The sequence below is a fragment of the Bradyrhizobium sp. UFLA05-108 genome (assembly GCF_059803455.1).
This window is the reverse complement of sequence record NZ_JBANAZ010000021.1, coordinates 107,009-126,486: the sequence shown is the minus strand read 5'-3', so window position 1 is coordinate 126,486 and position 19,478 is coordinate 107,009. Positions and strand designations below refer to the sequence as shown.

The window sequence follows — 19,478 nt, the reverse complement described above, 5'->3', positions numbered from 1 at the left end:
CCCGATGCGCATGCATGCATCATGGTTCTGATCCCGATCGATCAACCGAATACAAGTCTGCGACGCGATATCGCGTCCAGGGCGGGCTCGCCTCGGAAGTCGTCTTCTTACTGCGCTGGACGTCTGATGGTCCTGACCTCAAGCCTGCCGCCGGGCTGGCGACCGTCAAGGGCTGCGTCGCTACGCGATGGCCTACGGCCACCCTTGACGCCCGCCGCACCACAGGCGGCCAGCCGTCTTGAGGTCAGGACCAGCAGACGTCCGCCTCCTTCGAACAAGGAGATGATCTGAAATGATCTAACAACCACTCATCCTTGACCAAGCCCATACAAGTATTCCAGAGACGTTGGGGGATACGGAGAAGCTGCGGCGTACTGGATTCCCCGCTTTCGGTTTCCGCGGGGAATGACAGCGGAGCGCTCCCGCCCCCTCACTGGCTCGCCCATACGATCCTTGCGATCCACGCGACATCGGCCACCGCGACCGTGCGCTCGTCCTGCCCGGCATCGAGTGACTGCAATTCGAGCAACTTCGCCGTCCGGCGCTTCAGCGCCTTCACCAGCATCTCGCCGGCCCGGGTCTTCACGACCACGCGGTCGCCCTTGCGGATTGGCGTGCCCGGCGACACCAGGATGACGTCGCCGTCGCGATAGGGCGCGAGCGCATCGCCGGCAATCTCCAGCGCAAAGCTGTGATCGTCCTCCGCCAAGGGCAGCGCGACTTCGCTCCAGCCCTTGCCGGAGGGAAGGCCTTGCTCGTCGAAATGATCGCTTGTCGCGGCCTGCGCGAAGCCGAGCAGTGGAACCGAGCGGCCGTCGCGTGCGCCGTCGCCGATCAGCTGCACGAAGGTCTCGATCGAGGACCCGGCCGCCGCGAGCGCTTTTGCGATCGATTCGGTCGAGGGCCAGCGTTCCCGGCCGTCGGAGGTCACGCGCTTGGACTTGTTGAAGGTGGTAGGATCGAGCCCCGCCCGCTTGGCAAGCCCCGATGGCGACAGCCCGGCGCGCGCCGCAAGCCGATCCAGGGCACCCCAGATCTGCTCGTGAGTCAGCATCCTCTGCGCTTTGGCCTGTCTGATCATCCTCGATCCGGCCCGCCTAGGAAAACTAGCCTCAAATCAACCGGTTTTCCGTTTTCGGTGCAAGAGGCGGCAGGCAAGTCTTGAGTTCGAAAGTTGTGGCCTTTACGGTCGCGCCCGGGTTTTGGACCCTTGGGAGCGAAAACCCCAAGAGACTCAACGAGCAAGCACGAGCAGGACACCGCAACAGGTGGTCAAGATCTATAAAATTTGTGCCGCTTCGGCCTGGCGGGAGGCCGAGCGGCGGGGTGTGTACCAAGGCAGCGCGGATGACGCGCGCGATGGCTTCATCCATTTCTCGACCGCCGCCCAGGTTCCCGAGACCGCGCGAAAGCATTTCTTCGGGCAACGTGCGCTGTTCCTCGTCGAGGTCGACGGCGATGCGCTCGGTGACGCCCTGCGCTGGGAGCGCTCGCGCAACGACGAGCTGTTTCCGCATCTGTATGGCGAGCTCGATCTCGGCGCGGTGATCTCGATCATCAATCTCGAGATCCGCTCCGACGGCAATCACGACATTCCGGAGCTTGCCCCGTGATCCGCGCGTTCGATGCTTTCTCGCTGCCGGTCCTGCGCTGGCTCGATCCGGAGGATGCGCATCGCCTGGCGATCCAGGGCCTGCGTTTTCTGCCGCCGACCAAGCCGCGCGCCGATGATCCGAAACTGGCGGTGCGGGCCTTCGGCCTGAATTTTCCCAATCCGATCGGCATGGCGGCGGGCTTCGACAAGAGCGCGGAAGTGCCGGATGCGCTACTGCGGCTCGGCTTCGGCTTCGTCGAGATCGGCTCGGTGACGCCGCGCCCGCAGAGCGGCAATCCGCGGCCGCGGCTGCTTCGCCTGGAGCGCGATGAAGCCGTCATCAACCGCATGGGCTTCAACAATGATGGCGCGGCTATCGTGCTGCGGCGGCTCGCCGCGCGCGCGGAGAACGGCGGCATCGTCGGCGTCAATGTCGGCGCCAACAAGGACTCGCCCGATCGCGTCGCCGATTACGTCAAGCTGATCGAGACCTTCGCGCCGGTCGCGAGCTATTTCACCGTCAACGTCTCCTCGCCCAACACGCCGGGCCTGCGCAATCTCCAGGAGGGCGCGCTGCTCGACGATCTCCTCGCGCATGTGATCGACGCGCGCGAGCGGGTGCGCGAGAAGGCCGGTGACACGCCGGTGCTGCTCAAGATCGCGCCGGATCTGAGCCTCGCCCAGCTCGACGACGTCGTGCAGGTCGCCCGCGCGCGCAAGGTCGACGGCATGATCGTGTCGAACACGACGATCGCGCGGCCGAGCACGCTGCGCGAGCAGATGCGCGCCAAGGAGCAGGGCGGTCTCTCCGGCCGGCCGCTGTTTCGCTTGTCGACGCGCATGGTCGCGGAGACCTATGTGCGCGTCGAAGGCGCGTTCCCGCTGATTGGCGTCGGGGGCGTGGATTCCGGCGGCGCGGCGCTGACAAAAATCCGCGCCGGCGCGAGCCTGATCCAGCTCTATTCGTCACTGGTCTACAAGGGCCTCGGCCTCGTCGACGAGATCAAGCGCGATCTGACCTCCACACTGCTGCGCACGGGGCGCGATTCGCTGTCCGAGATCGTCGGCGCCGACGCCGCCACGCTCACGGCCGAGGATTGGCCGGGGATGTAGCTGGAGGCCCCGAAGCCCGGATCGAGCGCAGCGCAATCCGGGATCTGTCCGCGTGGTAGCAATATCCGGATTTCGCTGCGCTCCATCCGGGGTTACGGCTTTGAAAACGTCGCCTTGAACAGCGCCGGATAACGCAGGCCCTGCAGCCCGCCGCGCGCGACGTAGAAGCCGAGCAGCGCGGTCCACAGGCCGGCATTTCCGAACGCCTGCAGCGCCCACCACGTGCCCAGAAAAATTCCGAGCGAGGCCAGCATCAGATTGCGCATCTCGCGTGCCCAGGTCGCGCCGACATAAATGCCGTCGAAGCCGAAGGCGAACACGCCGGGTATGGGTGCAAGCACGATGAACGGCAGGAAGTCGCGCGCGGCGCGGCGGACGTCCTCGCTCGCCGTCATGAAATCGATCAGCACCGGGCCAAGCCGCGCGAACAGCACCGCGACCACCAGCGCGAAGCCGAGTCCCCACAGCAGCACCAGCCGGGTCGAATCGGCAAAGCCCTTGGCGTCGCGGGCGCCAAAGGTGCGGCCGCAGAGCTGCTGTGCGGCGTTGGCGAGGCCGTCGAGGAAGAAGGCGCTGACCAGCAGGAAATTGTTGAGCACGGAGTTCGCGGCCAACGTGACGTCGCCGGCCCGCGCGCCCTTGGCTGTGAAGAACAGGAACACGGCGATCAGCGCCGCGGTGCGGATCATGATGTCGGAGTTTACCGCCAGCATCCGCATCAGCTTGGTCCGGTCGAACAGGCGAGCGCGGGGAACGGCAAAGCCGCCGTCCGCACAGCGTCGGCAGACGACCACGCCCAGGATAAAGCCAATCGTCTCTGACAGCAGCGCGGCGATCGCCGCGCCGGCAATGCCGGTGTCATAGACCAGCACCAGCAGGATCGTCGCCACCATGTTGATGAGGTTGATGACGACCTGGAGCGCGAGTGCCGGATTGGCGCGGGCCTGCCCTACCAGCCAGCCGAGAATGACATAGTTGGCGAAAGCAAACGGCGACGACCAGATCCGGATCATGAAATAGGTCTTGGCGGCGCGCGTCACGCCTTCGCTGCCGCCCATGAGGTCGAACAGCACGGAGGTCAGCGGCAGCTGCAGCGCGATCAGGGCAACTCCGATCAGGCCCGCGACGATGAAGCCGCGCACCAGGATCGCGGTCAGCTCGCGAGTCTCGCCGGCGCCGAGCGCCTGCGCGGTGAAGGCGAGTGTGCTCATGCGCAAGAAGCCGAACAGCCAGAACAGGCAGTCGAAGATCACCGAGGCCATGGCGACGCCGCCGAGTAGGGCGGCATCATCGAGCCGTCCAATCGCCGTGGTCGAGACCACGCCGATCAGCGGCGTGGTGAGGTTAGCGACCATCGCGGGACCTGCGATGGCGAACACTTGCCGTGTGGTAACCTTGGGGTGGACCGGTGCGTGCATGTCAGAACACGAGCACCATGCCGTCCTCCGCCGCGAGATGCGGCACGTCGTCAAGGCGCGACAGCACGTCGTCGCTCATATGGGTGAGGACAAGCCGTTTGGCGCCGATCTCGGGCAGATGCTGTTCCAAGGTTTTCAGGCTGAGATGGTTCTTGACCACCTTCTCGTACATGTAGGCCTCGGTGATGAAAAGGTCCGCGCCATGCGCCAGCGGAATGAGCGTCTCCGTCCATTCGGTGTCGCTGCTGTAGGCGAGAACACGGTCTTCAGTCGCGATGCGATAGCCGAGAAATGGTCCGCCGGACTCGCCATGCACGACGGGATAGGGCGTCACCGTTACGCCACCGAAGCTGCGGCTCTCGCCGGGTGAGAGCGCAACGACGGACAGCTCGAAGCGAGGCTTCGTCTTCGATGAGTGCTCGAACAGCGCTTCCATCACCTGCGCGAGCCGCATCTCGATCCCCTGCGGGCCGGCAATCACCAGTGGCCGCGTCCTTTTCGAGAACTGCGCGTCGAGCAGAAAGAACGGCAGGCCGGCAAAATGATCGCCGTGGAAGTGCGTGATCAGGATCAGGTCGATCGCATCACGATCGATCTCGAGCCGCTTCAAGGCCGGCAGGGAGGAGGCACCGCAATCGATCAGGAAATTGACCTCGCGTCCGGTGACGTGGAAGCAGGTGTTGCACCTGCCGCCCGAGCCAAACGCGTCACCGCAGCCGACGAAGCGCAATTGCATCGGCTGCGCACTCCCTAAAGCATGATCCGGACCCAAAGGGCCGCGTCAGCGCAAAGTGTGAAGCGGTATTCCGACAAGATCATGCTCAAGAATGCCTTATCGGCCGCGCGGCGCGCCGAACAGACGCGACAGGAACCACACCGGGATCACGATGACGGCGCCAAGCAGGAAGTAGCGCCACAGCCAGTTGACCGCGTCGAAGCCGAGGTCCCACAGCCGCTGGAACAAGAGGCGAATGCTATGGATGATGTTCCAGGGGTCGAAGCCGATCGCGGCCAGCACGACGCCGACCAGGATCGAGAGCAGGATCAGGCGGAATGCGACCGCCAGCGGCGAGCCGCCGAGAAAGCGGTTCAGGCCATCGCTGTGGCCGGCCGGCAAATCTCTGACGTCGTTGGCCATCTAAAAACTCCTGCGGATTCGAACCCCATTATAGGGCACGGCGAGGCAGATGGGGAACCCGCGTTCCCCCGTCAATCGGCTTACCGGATTTTAATATCAGGCAAACTGCGGGCGCGCCGACCTTGGATGCCACCCGGCGCGTCGCGGGAAAGCAACAGCGGTAAGGTAAATGCGCATCTTCATGGGGGTGTGAACGCCCATCAATTCTCATCCCACTGCGTCCGCCCCATAAGAGCGCGGCGCGATGTCGATGCCGGCATCGTGCAAGTTCTGGGACCGCCGCCGGGGCCGATTGCGGGTTCTGTGCATATATGCTCGCCGGCTTTGCGCTGGCCGGCGGCGGGACCACTTTCCCCGGCTATGCCTCGGCTTCGGCCACCTCGGCCTTCAGCAGCTTTTCCAGCGCGTCCAGCCGATCGGCCTCGCGCGGCGGCTTGTCCCAGCGCAGGCGGCTGATGCGGGGAAAGCGCATGGCGACGCCGGACTTGTGCCGCGGCGAGCGCTGCAATCCTTCGAAGGCGACCTCCAGCACCAGCCCCTTGTCGGGCTCGTGCACGACATGGCGCACGGGACCGAACTTTTCCGTGGTGTTGCGGCGGACGAAGCGGTCGATCTGGAGCAGCTCCTCGTCGGTGAAGCCGAAATAGGCCTTGCCGACCGGCACCAGCTCGTCGCCGGCTTCGCCTTGGGTCCAGACGCCAAAGGTGTAGTCGGAATAATAGGACGAGCGCTTGCCGTGGCCGCGCTGCGCATACATCAAGACGGCGTCGATGATGTGGGGATCGCGCTTCCACTTCCACCACTGTCCCTTCGGCCGTCCCGGCAGATAAGGCGCATCGCGCCGCTTCAGCATCACGCCTTCGACGGCCTCGGCGTCCTCGCCGGCACCGGCGCTTGCGGGATCGGCGCGTGCGGCGGTGAGCGCGTCCCAGCTCTCGAACGCGACCGTTGGCGACAGGTCGATCCTGGTATCGCCGAGCTTCCTGATGAACGTTTCGAGATGCATGCGCCGCTCGGCAAAGGGCAGCTCGCGCAAATCGTTCTCGTCGTCGCCGAGCAGATCGTAGGCGCGCAGGTGAATTGGAAATTCCTTGATTAGCTTCGGCGACACGACCTTGCGGTTGAGCCGCTGCTGGAGGACGTTGAAGCTCTGCACGCGGCCGTCGCGCACGACCAGCAGCTCGCCGTCGATCGCGCCGGGCAGATGCAGTGACGGCACGAGGTCCGGAAAGCTCCCCGTGATGTCCTCGCCGGTGCGCGAATAGAGCCGCGCCGTGATGTGCCCACGATCGTCGCGGCCTGCGACCGCCTGCACTCGGATGCCATCCCATTTCCATTCGGCGATGTAGTCGGCAGGATCGAGGCTTTGGAAATCTGAGTCCTCGATCGCATGCGCCAGCATCACCGGGCGGAATGGCGCGGGATCGCGGTTGACGGGTTTTTCGGCGCGGCCCTCGAGCCAGGCGAACAGATCGAGATAGGGCGGGGCGAGGCCGGGCCAGATCAGCTCGATCTCATGCGGGTCCTTGTCACCGAGTGCGGCAGCCGCGGTTTTTGCCAGACGCGCGGAGATGCCGATGCGAAGCGCGCCGGTGACGAGTTTTAACAGCGCCCAACGGCCGGTCTCGTCGAGCTCGTCGAGCCAGCGCGCAAGCTGGCCCGGCAGCTCGGTCTTGCCGAGCGTGCGCAGCGTGGTGACCACGTCGGTGAGGGTTGGTGGCGGCGGGTTGTTGTGACCAGCCAGTTCGCTCTTGGGCCACATCAGCGCGACCGTCTCCGAGAGATCGCCGACGTAATCATACGACAGCCCGAACAGCACCTCGTCCGTGCGCGCCGCAATCAGGTCGCGGATCAATCCCGGCTTGGCGTGCTTGAAGCTCAGCGCGCCGGTCAGCGCGGCCAGCGCATAGCCGCGGTCGGGGTCGCCGACCTCGCGAAAATAGCCGGTGATCAGCCGCAGCTTGTTGTTGCGGCCGGGCTCGTAGGCGAGGCGGTCCAGCAATTCGGCGAAGCGGTTCATGCCTCGGCCTCGCTTGCAATCGGCGTCTCGGTCTCCTCCTCATCGCCATAGCCGACGAGATCGAGCGGCCGCGCCCGCAATCCTTTGCTCTTGCACCAATGCACCAGCGCGTCTTCCTGGCCGTGGGTGACCCAGATCTCGCCGGCGCCGGTGGCCGCGATCGTCGCGGTGAGGCCGTCCCAATCGGCGTGGTCGGAAATCACTAGCGGCAGTTCGACGCCGCGCTGCCGCGCCCGTGCACGGACCCGCATCCAGCCCGAGGCGAAGGCGGTGACCGGATCGGGAAAGCGCCGGGTCCAGAGATCCGAGGTGGCCGACGGCGGCGCCAGCGTGATGGTGCCGGCGAGAGCCGCCTTCTTCATGCCCTTCGCCGGCCGCAGCTCGCCGAGCTCGATGCCGCGGCTCTGATAATACTGCGTGATCGTCTCCATCGCGCCATGCAGGTAGATTGGCGCGTCGTATCCGGCCCCGCGCAGCAACGCGATGACGCGCTGCGCCTTGCCGAGTGAATAGGCGCCGACGAGATGCGCGCGCTCCGGAAACAGCGCGACCGAGGCGAGCAGCCTCGCAACCTCGTCCGCCGCGTCGCCATGGCGAAACACTGGCAGCCCGAACGTTGCCTCGGTGATGAAGATATCGCAGGGCACGAGCTCGAACGGCGCGCAGGTCGGATCCGGCGCGTCCTTGTAGTCGCCGGAGGCGACGATGCAGGTGTCCTTGCAGGTCACCGCGATCTGCGCCGAGCCCAGCACATGGCCCGCGGGGTGAAACTTCACCTTGACGTCGCCGAGCCGGATTTCCTCGCCATAGCGGATCGCCTGCGTCGTGCCGGCAAAATTCTCGCCGTAGCGCAGGCGCATCATGTCCAGCGTCTCCTGCGTCGCCAGCACGGCGCCGTGGCCGGCACGCGCATGGTCGGAATGACCGTGGGTGATCACGGCGCGCTCGACGGGGCGGACAGGATCGATATGGAAACCGCCCGGCTTGCAGCACAGGCCGGCAGCAGTTGGCAACAGGATGTCTTGCGGGCGCATGGGCGTCATATGGTAGCGCGAGCCCGGAAATTCACCCGTCATGCGCGGGCTTGACCCGCGCAGCCATCTTCTTAAACACTTCCTTTTTTGATGGATTGCCGGATCAGACCCGGCAATGACGAGCCGAGTTCCATGCCCCTCCGCCTCTTCCTGTCCTCCGGCGATCTGATGGCCGACCGCCGTTTCGAGTTCGCGCGCGACCTCCAGCTCAAGGGCGATTTACCGGCCGCGGCCGACCTGTTCGAGCAGGCGATCGAGCTCGCGCCGAATTTTACATCGGCCTGGTTCACGCTCGGCGAAATCCGTCAGCAGCTCGGCGAGCGTGACAAGGCGATCGCGGCATTCCGAGAAGCGCTGCGATCCGATCCCGAGGACCAGCATGGCGCCGGCCTGCATCTGATGCGGCTCGGCGACGCACAGATGGCGGAAATGCCGAAAGCCTATGTGCAGGCGCTGTTCGACCAGTACGCGCCGCGCTTCGAGCATGCGTTGATCAACGATCTCGGCTATCGCGCCCCAGCGCTGATCTTCAAGGCGGTGCTGGCCGCGCGCGTCGCAGCGAAGAAGCCGGCCTTCTTCAAGCGCGCGATCGATCTCGGCTGCGGCACGGGCCTTGCGGCCAGTGCCTTCGCCAAGCAGGTTGACCATTTCATCGGCATCGATCTGTCCCCGGGCATGATCAAGGAGGCGCGCGCCACCGGTCTCTACGCCGAGTTGGAAGTCGCCGACATGATCGACGGCCTGCGCAGCAAACCGGACGCGAGCGCGAATCTGGTCGTGGCTGCGGATGCGTTTGTATATCTGTCCGATCTCGCACCGGTGCTGATCGAAGCGCGACGCGTCCTCGCGGCCGGCGGCACGCTCGGCTTCACGCTCGAGACTCATGACGGCAGCGGCGTCGTCCTGGGCGAGGGCCTGCGCTATGCCCATGCCGCGGAATATGTGCGCGGCGCTCTCGCGAAGGCAGGCTTCAGGCTGCTGACGCTGGAGCCGGCCTCGCCGCGTAACGAGAACAACGAGCCGGTCCGCGGCCTCGTCGTCGTCGCAGAGAAAACTTGAGTCTAGGCGCTGGCGCTGCGGCAAATTGAGCGGCAAAGCGCCGCTTTCCTACTTGCGATGCGCATCCTGATGTCAGCACAATGCGCGGCATCAGGGAGACAACGCCAATGACAAAAAATCCATCGCGGCGTGATTTCGGCGCCGGCGCATTTGCCACCATCGCAGCCTCGACTTTGCCCGCGCCCTATGTCTGGGCCGCCGAGAAGAAATATGATGCGGGCGCCAGCGACACCGAGATCAAGATTGGTCAGACCGTGCCGCATTCCGGCCCCGGCTCGCTCTATGGCGTGCTGGGTCGCGTCGGCGAAGCCTATTTCCAGATGCTGAACGAGAAGGGCGGCATCAACGGGCGCAAGGTAAAATTCCTCACCATGGACGATGCCTACAGCGCGCCGAAATGCGTCGAGGCGACGCGCAGGCTCGTCGAGCAGGAGGAGGTGCTCGCGCTCTACGGCTCGCTCGGCACCGCGCCGCAGACCGCCGTGCACAAATATCTCAATTCCAAGGGCGTGCCGCAGCTCCTGCTCAACACCGGCGCGTCGAAATGGAACAACCCGAAGGAATTCAAATGGACGATGGCGGGCCTGCCGCTCTATCCGACCGAAGCGCGCATTCTCGCCAAGCACGTCATCAGCGTGAAGCCGAATGCCAGGATCGGCATCCTCTACCAGAACGATGATTTCGGTCGGGACTTCCTCGGGCCCTTCAAGAAGGTGCTGGCGGATGCCGGCGGCACCGCGCAGGTGCTCCTGGAGCAGACCTACGACCTGACCGATCCGACCATCGATTCCCAGCTCATTAACCTCTCGAAGTCGGGTGCCGACGTCTTCTACAACATCTCGACCGGCAAGGCGTCGTCGCAGTCGATCCGCAAAGCCGCCGAGCTCGGCTGGAAGCCGCTGCAATTGCTTTCGGCGGGCTCGACCGGCAAGTCGATCCTGAGTGCTGCCGGCTTCGAGAACGCCAACGGCATCGTCGCGATCCGCTATTCCAAGGACGCCGGCCCCGGCCCCTGGGAGAACGACAAGGACGTCATTGCATTCGATACGCTGCGCAAGAATTATCTGCCGAACGTCGATCCCGATAACACCATCGCCTATGCCGGTTACGGCCAGGCGGTAAGCATGGGCGAGATCCTGCGCCGCTGCGGCGACGAGCTGACGCGCGAAAACGTGCTCAAGCAGGCCGCGAACCTCAAGGGTTTCCATTCGCCGTTCTTCCTCGACGGCGTGGACTTCAGCTACACGCCCGATGACTACACGCCGATGAAGACGCTGTTCATCTCGATCTTCAACGGCAAGGATTGGCAGGTTTCCGACAAGCCGGTGACGGAATAGCGGAGGCGCCTACCTCTCGACGAGGAGCCGTGGGTGGGCAAAGGCGCCCTTGCGCCGTGCCCACCATCCCACCGTGATTGCAACAGAAGAGGTGGGCACGCTTCGCTTTGCCCACCCTACGAAGCTGCCGGCACCAGCCAAATCGCTCGGTTACCCTCGACGAACCCGCTCCCACGGCTTACCTCTACCGCCGTGCCGTCCCGTATCCTCACCGCATTGGCCGAGCCGGCCGCGCTGTTGCCCGACCGCTTCCAGACATGGTTCGCGGCCCGCGGCTGGTCGCCGCGCGCGCATCAATTGGCGCTCTTGGAAAAGGCCCGTGAGGGTCGCTCCGCGCTGCTGATCGCGCCGACCGGCGCCGGCAAGACGCTGGCTGGATTTTTGCCGACGCTGGTGGAGCTGTCCTCTCCGTCCCCCCTTGGAGCGCGGGGAGGGGGGTGGCCACGGACACCGCTGCGTGCCGACGACAAACACAAGCTGATCTCCACCGGCCGCGCCGTTCAGCGCGCCGGCGGCCTCCACACCCTCTACATCTCGCCGCTGAAAGCGCTCGCCGTCGACATCGCGCGCAATCTGGAGCGGCCGATTGCGGAGATGGGACTCCTGATCAAGGTCGAGACCCGCACCGGCGACACGCCGGTGTCGCGGCGGCAGCGCCAACGGCGCTATCCGCCGGACATCCTGCTCACCACGCCCGAGCAGCTTGCGCTGCTGCTGTCCTCCGACGACGCGCCGTTCCTGTTCTCATCGCTGAGGCGCGTGGTGCTCGACGAGCTGCATGCGCTCGTCACCTCCAAGCGCGGCGATCTGCTCTCGCTCGGGCTTGCACGGCTGTGGCGGCTCGCGCCCGACATGCGCATGATCGGCCTGTCGGCGACCGTGGCAGAGCCGGACTCGTTGGCGCGATTCCTCATGCCGCAGCCGGGCGGCAAGGCGGCCGCTGCCGATATCGTCATGGCCGGCGGAGCCGCGGCGCCGATCGTGGAGATGTTGGATACAAATGAGCGCCTGCCCTGGGCCGGCCACACCGCGCGTCACGCGCTGGCCGAGGTCTACGAGCTGATCAAGGCGAACAAGACGACGCTCGTCTTCGTCAACACCCGCAGCCAGGCCGAGATGCTGTTCCAGGATCTCTGGCGCATGAACGACGACGGCCTTGCGATCGCGCTGCATCACGGCTCGCTCGACGTCGCGCAGCGTCGCAAGGTCGAGGACGCGATGTCGGCGGGAAAACTGCGCGGCGTGGTCTGCACCTCGTCGCTCGATCTCGGCGTCGACTGGGGCGACGTCGACCTCGTCATCAACATCGGCGCACCCAAAGGCTGCTCGCGCCTGATGCAGCGCATCGGCCGCGCCAATCACCGCCTCGATGAAGCTTCGCGCGCGGTGCTGGTGCCGGCCAACCGGTTCGAGGTGCTGGAGTGCCGCGCCGCGATCGATGCGATCGCCGAGAATGCGCAGGATACCCCGCCCTTGCGCATCGGCGCGCTCGACGTGCTCGCCCAGCACGTGCTCGGCTGCGCCTGCGGCGAGCCGTTTCTCACTGACGAACTCTACGACGAGGTGCGCACCGCCGCGCCTTACGCAGACCTCTCGCGGCAGGATTTCGACGACGTCGTCGATTTCGTCGCTACCGGCGGCTATGCGCTGAAGACCTATGAGCGCTTCGCGCGCATCAAGCGGGACAAGCAGGGCCGCTGGCGCGTCGCCAATCCAAAAGTGCGGCAGAGCTATCGCCTCAACGTCGGCACTATCGTCGAGGAGCCGATGCTCAAGGTGCGGCTGGTGCGCTCGCGCTCCACTGGTAGCGGTTCGACCGGCGCGATCGCGCGCGGCGGCCGAGTGCTCGGCGAGATCGAGGAATATTTCATCGAGGGCCTCAGCCCCGGCGATACCTTCGTGTTCGGCGGCGAGGTGGTGCGCTACGAGGCGCTGGCCGAGGATCAGGCCTACGTCTCCCGCGCACATGACGCCGATCCAAAGGTGCCGTCCTATATGGGCGGCAAGTTTCCGCTCTCGACCTATCTGGCCGAGCGCGTGCGCCGGCTGCTGGATGACAAGCGCGCGTGGGGTGCCCTGCCGGAGCAGGTGCGCGACTGGCTGTCGCTGCAAAAGGATGTTTCCCGCATGCCGGCGGTGCGCGAGCTGCTGGTCGAAACTTTTCCGCGCGGCAACAAGCATTACCTGATCTGCTATCCCTTCGAGGGGCGGCTCGCGCATCAGACGCTCGGCATGCTGCTGACGCGCCGGTTGGAGCGCGCTCGCGCCCGGCCGCTCGGTTTCGTGGCCAATGAATATGCGGTTGCGATCTGGGGGCTGGGTGATGCTTCCTTCATGATCCGCAATGGCCGGCTTGATCTCAACGCGTTGTTTGATCCTGATATGCTGGGCGACGACCTCGAGGCCTGGCTCGCCGAGTCCGCGCTGATGAAGCGCATGTTCCGCAATTGCGCGCTGATCTCAGGCCTGATCGAGCGCCGTTTCACGGATGAGGACAAGAGCCGGCGGCAGGTGCTGTTCTCGACCGACCTCGTCTACGACGTCCTGCGCAAGCACCAGGCCGATCACGTGCTGCTGCGCGCCGCGCGCGCCGATGCCGCAACGGGCCTGCTCGACCTGCGACGGCTGGGGGACATGCTCGCGCGCATCCACGGCCGCGTCACGCACCGGGAACTCGACCACGTCTCCCCGCTCGCCGTTCCCGTGATGCTGGAAATCGGCCGCGAGTCAGTTTATGGCGAAGCTGCAGACGAGCTTTTGGCGGAGGCCGCCGACGAGCTCGTCAAAGAGGCGATGTCGTAGACTGTCAGCGCGAATGAATCTTTGGGGCACCGCTCTTCCCACATCGTCATGCCCGGGCTTGACCCGGGCATCCACGGCTTTCTCGCGTCCGCAAGGACGTGGATGGCCGGGACGAGCCCGGCCATGACGGAGCAGGTGGCCATTTCGATTACTTCAACGCGCACTATCGACGTTGCGGGTGTGTCCCTCGTCGCCGATCTCTCCGGCGCATTGTTTTGGGCTGTGCAGCGCCTGCTCGTCGTCTCCGACCTGCATCTGGAAAAAGGCTCGAGCTTCGCCACGCGGGGCGTGCTGCTGCCGCCTTATGACACGGTCGCGACGCTCGGTCGGCTGGCGGCCGTGATCGCGCGGCACGATCCGCAGGTCGTGATTGCGCTCGGCGACAGCTTTCATGATCGCTCCGCGCATGAGCGGCTGTCGAACGGGGATCGCGACGCCATGACCTCGCTCCAGACTGGCCGCGACTGGATCTGGATTTCAGGCAATCACGACCCGGCGCTGCCGCGCGATCTCGGCGGCACCGTTGCCGACGAAGTCGCGATCGGCCCGATCATTTTCCGCCACGAGCCGACCGGCGCGCAGGGCGAGATCGCCGGCCATCTCCATCCCAAGGCGCGCGTCACCGCGCGCGGCCGCTCGATGGAGCGACGGTGCTTTGCCTCGGACGGGATGCGGGCCGTGATGCCGGCCTTCGGCGCCTATGCCGGTGGCCTCAGCATCCGCGATGAAGCATTCGCGCGCGTGTTCGGCGCGCGGCACTTCACCGCGCATCTCCTCGGCGACAATCGCGTCCATGCGATTGCAGCGTCGCGGTGTTGTTGAGGAAACGACTATGCTGCCGTCTCTTCATGATGATTTCGTCGTTTCGTACGAGGTGAACTGCGAAACCCGCCAGATCAAACTCCACACGAGGCCAGATCCTAGAGACGCTGCAAAGCGCGAACAGCGCCCCCGCACCATCGTTTTTAATGGTGTCGAGGGATACCAGTTCGAGGACGATGCATTCGAAAACATCATCTTCTCACTGGCGGTGTTTTCATTGAGTAGGTGTTGGTAGAGTATGGCTCCGCGATCGCGGAGTCCTATCGTATGGCGGGCGCCCCAGGGCCGTGGGCGGCCGATTTGGCTGCTGCGGCGCAGGTGCTCGCGGCAAAGGACGTCAAAGGCTTCATTCTAAGTTCGTCGTATGGCCTCTCTGGCTGGGTGCTGGCCAAAGAAGCTTTGGTCGAACACACGTAGCCGTCGGCTCGCTAAGCCGCCTTCGCCTGCACCGTATCGCAGAACTCCGCGAGCCGATCCGCAAGCCGCAACGTCGCCGGGCTCGCGCCCGGTGCCGCCATCAGCGCCACTTCCGTCCTGTTGATCGGTGCAAAGCCGTCCTTGGCGGTCAGCACGCGATGATCGGACTGGATCGCCATCTCCGACAAGATGCTCAGCCCCATGCCCGCGGCGACCGCGGCCTGGATGCCGGCGAGGCTCGATGACGTATAGGCCATGTGCCAGGGCCGGCCGGCGCTTTCCAGCGCGTGGATGGCGCCGGCGCGGTAGAGGCAGCCGAGTGGAAAGCCGATCAGCGGCACCGATGACACATCGGCTTGAATCGGATGGCTCTTGCTGGTCACCCAATGCACCCGCTCCGGCCACACCGCGATCGCACCCTTCTCGCCCGCCTCGCGCTTGAACAGCGCCAGATCGAGCTCGCCGCGTTCGAGGTCGCGGGCCAGGTTCTTGCTCTGGTCCGCCCGTACATCCAGCCGCAGGCCGGGATGCGAGCGCGAGAACGTGCCGAGCAGTTTCGCCAGCCGATAGGCGGCAAAATCCTCGGGGATGCCGAGCCGGATCGCGCCTTCGCTGCCCGGCTGGCTGAGCACGTCGCGCGCCTCCTCGGCGAGCGATAACAGCCGCCGTGCGTAGGAGAGCAGCCGCTCGCCGGCTTCCGTCGGCCGCACGTCCTTGCCGTCACGGTGCAGCAGCATCTGGCCGACGTCCTCTTCCAACCGCTTGATCTGCTGGCTGACCGTCGACTGCGTGCGATGGACGCGCTCGCTCGCGCGGGTGAAGCCGCCGGCATCGACCACCGAGACGAAGCTGCGCAAGAGCTCCAGATCGAGCATCGCCGCCTCCATTCATAAATCCACTAGCCTGAAGTTAATCATTTAATTTCCAAATGACAAGGGGCGCCCCTAGATCGAGGGCTCAGGAGAATTCGCATGTCGCTCGCCCCCTCGATCGCCGTCCCCCGCACCCGTTTCAATCCGCTGCCGCTCTACATCGGCCTGTTCTGCCTGCTCTGGAGCTTTGCCTTCGTCGCCGGCAAGATCGGCGTCACCGACTGCCCGCCGCTGATCCTGCTCGCGGCGCGCTTTTCGCTCGCCGGCATTCTGATCCTCGGCATCTCGGCGCTGCGCCGCGACGCGTGGGAGATGACCTGGCGTGACGTTGCAATGTTCGCCGTGCTCGGCATCGCCAACAACGCGCTCTATCTCGGGCTCGGCTACACCGGCCTGCAATCGGTCTCCGCCGGCCTTGGCGGATTGATCGTGTCGGCCAATCCGGTGTTCACGGCAGCGTTTGCCGCGCTGCTGCTCGGCGAGGGCATGACCTGGCGCAAGGCGAGCGGTCTGCTGCTCGGCGTCGTCGGGGTGACCTTCATCGTCTGGCATCGCCTCGCGGACGGCACCGACAGCGCGCACGGCATCGTCTTCACGCTGGCCTCGCTCGCCTCCATCGTCGCTGGCACCATTTTGTTCAAGCTGTTTGCGCCGAAGGGGAGCTTGTGGATCGGCAACGGCATCCAGAACATGGCAGCCGGGATCGTGCTCACGCCGATCGCGCTAACGTTCGCGGATGTCCACGCGATCCAGTACACGCCCGGCCTCATCGGCGCCTTCGCCTTCCTGGTGCTCGGCAGCTCGATCCTCGCTTATCTGCTCTGGTTCCATCTCCTGAAAGTGTGTGGCGCGACCGCGGCGAGTGCATATCATTTCCTGATGCCGCCGCTCGGCATGCTGTTCGCGTTCCTCGTGCTCGGGGAGCATGTCGAGGCGCGCGATCTGCTCGGGATCCTTCCGGTGGCGATCGGCATTTATCTCGTGACGCGCCCCGCCCCAACCGTCGCGATCAAGTCCGCCGCGTAACAGGAGTCCGTCATGCCCATTTCAATCACCCTGATCGGCGGCCCGACCGCGCTGATCGAGATCGACGGCTTTCGGCTCCTCACCGATCCGACCTTCGATGGTCCCGGCGCCTATCAACTGCCGCATGTGAAGCTGGAGAAGACGATCGGGCCAGCCGTAAAAGCCGAAGCGATCGGCCCGGTCGATGCGGTCCTGCTCAGCCATGACCAGCATTCCGACAATCTCGACAATTCCGGCCGCGAGCTTCTCTTCAAGATGAAACGCGTGCTGACGACGGAAGCCGGCGCAAGACGGCTCGGCGGTCACATCGAAGGCCTTGCGCCCTGGGACACGACGCAAGTGAGGGATCGCGACGGCAACACGCTGACCATCACCGCGACGCCGGCGCGCCACGGTCCGGCCGGCATCGAGCCGCTGTCGGGTGACGTCATCGGCTTCGTCGTGTCCTCCAGCAACAAGGACAGCCGCTCGATCTATATCAGCGGCGACACCACCTGGTTCGATGGCGTTGCGGAAGTGGCGCGCCGTTTCGATTGCGGCGTGGTGCTGCCGTTTGCCGGCGCCGCGCAGACGCGCGGTCCGTTCCATCTCACCATGGACACCAACGACACCATCGAGACCGCGCGCGCGTTTCCCGATGCGGTGATCGTGCCCCTCCATACCGAAGGCTGGGCGCATTTCCGCCAGAACGGCGAGGATTTGCGCAAGACCTTCGACGTCCTCGGCTTCGGCCCGCGCCTGCGCCTGCTGGAGCCCGGCGTGCCGACGGTGATCGAGGCGCCTTAGCCCTTAGCTGTCATGCCCCGCGAAGGCGGGGCATCCAGTACTCCGCGGCCGTTGTTGCGAGAGCGAGGTCGCCAATGCTGGCCTCTGGAATACTGGGTCGCCCGGTCAAGCCGGGCGACGACGAGCGGAGAGAGCGTAGCCCGCCTCAATCCTTCCTGAACACGATCGACGCGGACCAGCCGCACATCAGCGCCAGGGCGGCGGTGACGAGGCCGTAGATGAATCCGTTCTGCCGGGCACTGGTGGCGACGAACTGCTCGAAGCCGACCTTGACGATCTCGAACGCCGTCTCGGTCTTGGTCACGAGCGCGCCGTTCGCGAACAGCTTGATCTCGACCTCATAGGTCCCGATCGGCACTTCGGCAGGCAGCGGAATGCCGGTGCGGAACAGCGTCGGCGTCAGGAACGTCACCGCGGACGGATCCTCGCGGTAGAGCCCGCGTTGCGTGCGCAAGCGGATGAAGGCGCTGCGGAACGCGTCGTCCGGCACCACGTCGGCATAGTCGGTGCCGACGCGCTGGGTCAGCAGCACGTTGTTGAGTCCGATCTGCTGGCGCCGCGCGATCTCGGGCGAGGTGATCTGGTCGAAGGGGCGATTGGCGAACAGCGCGAGATAGCTCGGCACCTGCAAGAATTGCCGGTAGTCGGTGTTGATCCAGATGCCAAACTTTCGTTCCTTGCGCCGCGTCACCATGTCGGCGCGCGGGCCCAGCACGGTGACGACGAGATCGTAGGCGTTGCGATTGGCAGGCGTCGCCGCATCCCTCTCCACCGAGCCGAACAGCACCAGCTCCTCGCCGGAATAGTTCGGCGTCACGGTGACGCGGTGGTTGGAGACCGATACGATCAGCCGCTCGGCGCGCGCGGCACTGCAGAGCAGCAGCATGAGGAGAGTTGCGATGATTGCGCGCGCGATCATCCCGTCACCCCGATCTCGCGGATGGTGAAGAGGTCTTCGGGACGGAGCACGAGCTCGACAGCAAAGCGCAAGCCCACGGCGAGGATGAGCAGGCCCAGCAGCAGCCGCAACTGCTCGCCGCGGATCTTCTGCCCGGCGCGCGCGCCGAACTGCGCGCCGGTGACGCCGCCGACCATCAGGATCAGCGCCAGCACGGCATCGACGAGATGATTGGTCACCGCATGCAGCATGGTCGCGAACAGCATGGTGACCAGCGTCAGGATCATCGACGTGCCGATCACCGTCGAGGTCGGCACCCGCAACAGATAGATCATGATCGGCACCAGGATGAAGCCGCCGCCGATGCCCATGATGGCGCCGATGAAGCCGATGATGATGCCGACCACGACGACGGGGATCACCGACAGATAGATCTTCGAGCGCTTGAAGCGCATCTTTAGCGGCAGGCCGTGGATCCAGTTGTGCGTGCGCCGCAGCGGCACGGCGCCGCGCCGCGTCCGCATCATCGCGCGCAGGCCTTCCGAGAACATCAGGCTGCCCACTGTCGTGAGCAGCACCACGTAGGACAGCGCGATCATCAGGTCGAGCTGGCCGAGCGCGCGCAGCTGGGTGAAGGTCCACACCCCCAGCGCGGTGCCCGTCACGCCGCCGCATAAGAGAACGGTCGCGAGCGCCGGGTCGATCGCACGTCGCCGCCAATAGGAGATCGCGCCGGAAAAGGACGAAGCCGCGATGTGGCTCGCGACAGAGGCGACCGCGACCGCGGGCGCAATGCCGATGAAGATCAGAAGCGGCGTCATCAAGAATCCACCGCCGATTCCGAACATGCCCGAGACGAAACCGACCGCAGCGCCCATCGCGAGCACCAGGAACACATTGACCGGAAGATCAGCGATAGGGAGGTAAAGCTGCATCGGGCGCGTTCCGGCGAGACGGATCGGACTGCGGAATGCTCGCGGGAAGGCGGAACGATTGCCGCGTCCCTCAATAACCGAATTTGGCGCGCGGCGGGACAAGGAATTTTGGGCGTGGTGAACGATCGTGCTTAGTTTGGTTGAATCGGTGCGAGCCAAGGACTCGGATCACCTCTCCCCGCTGGGGAGAGGTGGACGGCACCTGTG

Annotated in this window: 20 protein-coding genes; 11 read left to right on the top strand and 9 right to left on the bottom strand. The window is 65.2% G+C overall.

Annotated features, from left to right (window positions below; all coding sequences use genetic code 11):
* Positions 1-242: hypothetical protein (locus tag SO140_RS17690; RefSeq protein ID WP_449379539.1), on the top strand; the 242-nt coding region annotated here is incomplete at its 5' end.
* Between the two features lie 188 nt (positions 243-430).
* Here the strand turns inward: SO140_RS17690 and SO140_RS17685 are convergent.
* Positions 431-1,081: a S24 family peptidase gene (locus SO140_RS17685; RefSeq protein ID WP_449379119.1), complete on the bottom strand. Its 651-nt coding sequence runs from the start codon at positions 1,079-1,081 to the stop codon at positions 431-433.
* 187 nt (positions 1,082-1,268) lie between these two features.
* Between SO140_RS17685 and SO140_RS17680 the strand changes: the two genes are divergently transcribed.
* Complete coding sequence (locus SO140_RS17680; RefSeq protein WP_449379120.1) at positions 1,269-1,613, top strand: DUF952 domain-containing protein; 345 nt, start codon at positions 1,269-1,271, stop codon at positions 1,611-1,613.
* Positions 1,610-2,707, top strand: coding sequence for a quinone-dependent dihydroorotate dehydrogenase (locus SO140_RS17675; RefSeq protein WP_449379121.1), 1,098 nt, complete (start codon positions 1,610-1,612; stop codon positions 2,705-2,707). The genes SO140_RS17680 and SO140_RS17675 overlap by 4 nt, the downstream gene beginning before the upstream one ends.
* Positions 2,708-2,799: 92 nt before the next feature.
* Here SO140_RS17675 and SO140_RS17670 read toward each other — a convergent pair whose 3' ends face one another.
* The 5 genes from SO140_RS17670 to SO140_RS17650 form a co-directional block, all read right to left on the bottom strand.
* Complete coding sequence (locus SO140_RS17670) at positions 2,800-4,125, bottom strand: MATE family efflux transporter (protein WP_449379122.1); 1,326 nt, start codon at positions 4,123-4,125, stop codon at positions 2,800-2,802.
* A 1-nt stretch (position 4,126) separates the two neighbouring features.
* On the bottom strand, positions 4,127-4,861 hold the full coding sequence (locus SO140_RS17665; RefSeq protein WP_449379123.1) for an MBL fold metallo-hydrolase: 735 nt from the start codon (positions 4,859-4,861) through the stop codon (positions 4,127-4,129).
* A gap of 96 nt (positions 4,862-4,957) precedes the next feature.
* The gene (locus SO140_RS17660) at positions 4,958-5,263 is read right to left on the bottom strand and encodes a DUF6460 domain-containing protein (RefSeq protein ID WP_027521471.1); all 306 of its coding nucleotides are present in this window, start codon (positions 5,261-5,263) and stop codon (positions 4,958-4,960) included.
* Positions 5,264-5,621: 358 nt separating this feature from the next.
* The gene (locus tag SO140_RS17655; RefSeq protein ID WP_449379124.1) at positions 5,622-7,283 is read right to left on the bottom strand and encodes an ATP-dependent DNA ligase; all 1,662 of its coding nucleotides are present in this window, start codon (positions 7,281-7,283) and stop codon (positions 5,622-5,624) included.
* The gene (locus SO140_RS17650) at positions 7,280-8,317 is read right to left on the bottom strand and encodes a ligase-associated DNA damage response exonuclease (protein ID WP_449379219.1); all 1,038 of its coding nucleotides are present in this window, start codon (positions 8,315-8,317) and stop codon (positions 7,280-7,282) included. Before SO140_RS17650 ends, SO140_RS17655 begins: the two co-directional genes overlap by 4 nt.
* A gap of 132 nt (positions 8,318-8,449) precedes the next feature.
* Between SO140_RS17650 and SO140_RS17645 the strand changes: the two genes are divergently transcribed.
* The 6 genes from SO140_RS17645 to SO140_RS17620 all read left to right on the top strand — a co-directional run bounded on the left by SO140_RS17645 (position 8,450) and on the right by SO140_RS17620 (position 14,754).
* The gene (locus SO140_RS17645) at positions 8,450-9,376 is read left to right on the top strand and encodes a class I SAM-dependent DNA methyltransferase (protein ID WP_449379125.1); all 927 of its coding nucleotides are present in this window, start codon (positions 8,450-8,452) and stop codon (positions 9,374-9,376) included.
* A 107-nt stretch (positions 9,377-9,483) separates the two neighbouring features.
* Positions 9,484-10,713: an ABC transporter substrate-binding protein gene (locus SO140_RS17640; protein ID WP_449379126.1), complete on the top strand. Its 1,230-nt coding sequence runs from the start codon at positions 9,484-9,486 to the stop codon at positions 10,711-10,713.
* A 192-nt stretch (positions 10,714-10,905) separates the two neighbouring features.
* Positions 10,906-13,515, top strand: a complete 2,610-nt coding sequence (locus SO140_RS17635; RefSeq protein WP_449379127.1) for a ligase-associated DNA damage response DEXH box helicase — start codon at positions 10,906-10,908, stop codon at positions 13,513-13,515.
* A 123-nt stretch (positions 13,516-13,638) separates the two neighbouring features.
* Positions 13,639-14,337 (top strand): ligase-associated DNA damage response endonuclease PdeM, encoded by a 699-nt coding sequence (gene pdeM / locus SO140_RS17630; protein WP_449379128.1) that lies wholly within the window; start codon positions 13,639-13,641, stop codon positions 14,335-14,337.
* 10 nt (positions 14,338-14,347) lie between these two features.
* Positions 14,348-14,572: a hypothetical protein gene (locus SO140_RS17625; RefSeq protein WP_449379129.1), complete on the top strand. Its 225-nt coding sequence runs from the start codon at positions 14,348-14,350 to the stop codon at positions 14,570-14,572.
* Positions 14,573-14,604: 32 nt separating this feature from the next.
* Complete coding sequence (locus SO140_RS17620) at positions 14,605-14,754, top strand: hypothetical protein (RefSeq protein ID WP_449379130.1); 150 nt, start codon at positions 14,605-14,607, stop codon at positions 14,752-14,754.
* A gap of 11 nt (positions 14,755-14,765) precedes the next feature.
* Here the strand turns inward: SO140_RS17620 and SO140_RS17615 are convergent, their stop codons facing one another.
* On the bottom strand, positions 14,766-15,629 hold the full coding sequence (locus tag SO140_RS17615; RefSeq protein ID WP_449379220.1) for a LysR family transcriptional regulator: 864 nt from the start codon (positions 15,627-15,629) through the stop codon (positions 14,766-14,768).
* A 96-nt stretch (positions 15,630-15,725) separates the two neighbouring features.
* On the opposite strand from SO140_RS17615, the gene SO140_RS17610 reads away from it, so the two are divergent.
* The gene (locus tag SO140_RS17610; RefSeq protein WP_449379131.1) at positions 15,726-16,652 is read left to right on the top strand and encodes a DMT family transporter; all 927 of its coding nucleotides are present in this window, start codon (positions 15,726-15,728) and stop codon (positions 16,650-16,652) included.
* 12 nt (positions 16,653-16,664) lie between these two features.
* Positions 16,665-17,438, top strand: coding sequence for an MBL fold metallo-hydrolase (locus SO140_RS17605; RefSeq protein WP_449379132.1), 774 nt, complete (start codon positions 16,665-16,667; stop codon positions 17,436-17,438).
* 145 nt (positions 17,439-17,583) lie between these two features.
* On the opposite strand, the gene SO140_RS17600 is transcribed toward SO140_RS17605, so the two are convergent.
* Together SO140_RS17600 and SO140_RS17595 are read right to left on the bottom strand one after the other, a co-directional pair.
* On the bottom strand, positions 17,584-18,354 hold the full coding sequence (locus tag SO140_RS17600; RefSeq protein ID WP_449379221.1) for a TIGR02186 family protein: 771 nt from the start codon (positions 18,352-18,354) through the stop codon (positions 17,584-17,586).
* Positions 18,354-19,271: a sulfite exporter TauE/SafE family protein gene (locus SO140_RS17595; protein WP_449379133.1), complete on the bottom strand. Its 918-nt coding sequence runs from the start codon at positions 19,269-19,271 to the stop codon at positions 18,354-18,356. Before SO140_RS17595 ends, SO140_RS17600 begins: the two co-directional genes overlap by 1 nt.
* Positions 19,272-19,478: the final 207 nt, after the last annotated feature.

Coding starts and splice junctions, on each gene's coding strand:
- pdeM (WP_449379128.1), top strand. CDS start 13,639: ATGACGGAGCAGGTGGCCATTTCGATTACTTCAACGCGCACTATCGAC.
- SO140_RS17615 (WP_449379220.1), bottom strand. CDS start 15,629: ATGCTCGATCTGGAGCTCTTGCGCAGCTTCGTCTCGGTGGTCGATGCC.
- SO140_RS17685 (WP_449379119.1), bottom strand. CDS start 1,081: ATGATCAGACAGGCCAAAGCGCAGAGGATGCTGACTCACGAGCAGATC.
- SO140_RS17620 (WP_449379130.1), top strand. CDS start 14,605: ATGGCGGGCGCCCCAGGGCCGTGGGCGGCCGATTTGGCTGCTGCGGCG.
- SO140_RS17650 (WP_449379219.1), bottom strand. CDS start 8,317: ATGCGCCCGCAAGACATCCTGTTGCCAACTGCTGCCGGCCTGTGCTGC.
- SO140_RS17610 (WP_449379131.1), top strand. CDS start 15,726: ATGTCGCTCGCCCCCTCGATCGCCGTCCCCCGCACCCGTTTCAATCCG.
- SO140_RS17605 (WP_449379132.1), top strand. CDS start 16,665: ATGCCCATTTCAATCACCCTGATCGGCGGCCCGACCGCGCTGATCGAG.
- SO140_RS17625 (WP_449379129.1), top strand. CDS start 14,348: ATGCTGCCGTCTCTTCATGATGATTTCGTCGTTTCGTACGAGGTGAAC.
- SO140_RS17665 (WP_449379123.1), bottom strand. CDS start 4,861: ATGCAATTGCGCTTCGTCGGCTGCGGTGACGCGTTTGGCTCGGGCGGC.
- SO140_RS17655 (WP_449379124.1), bottom strand. CDS start 7,283: ATGAACCGCTTCGCCGAATTGCTGGACCGCCTCGCCTACGAGCCCGGC.
- SO140_RS17660 (WP_027521471.1), bottom strand. CDS start 5,263: ATGGCCAACGACGTCAGAGATTTGCCGGCCGGCCACAGCGATGGCCTG.
- SO140_RS17640 (WP_449379126.1), top strand. CDS start 9,484: ATGACAAAAAATCCATCGCGGCGTGATTTCGGCGCCGGCGCATTTGCC.
- SO140_RS17670 (WP_449379122.1), bottom strand. CDS start 4,125: ATGCACGCACCGGTCCACCCCAAGGTTACCACACGGCAAGTGTTCGCC.
- SO140_RS17595 (WP_449379133.1), bottom strand. CDS start 19,271: ATGCAGCTTTACCTCCCTATCGCTGATCTTCCGGTCAATGTGTTCCTG.
- SO140_RS17645 (WP_449379125.1), top strand. CDS start 8,450: ATGCCCCTCCGCCTCTTCCTGTCCTCCGGCGATCTGATGGCCGACCGC.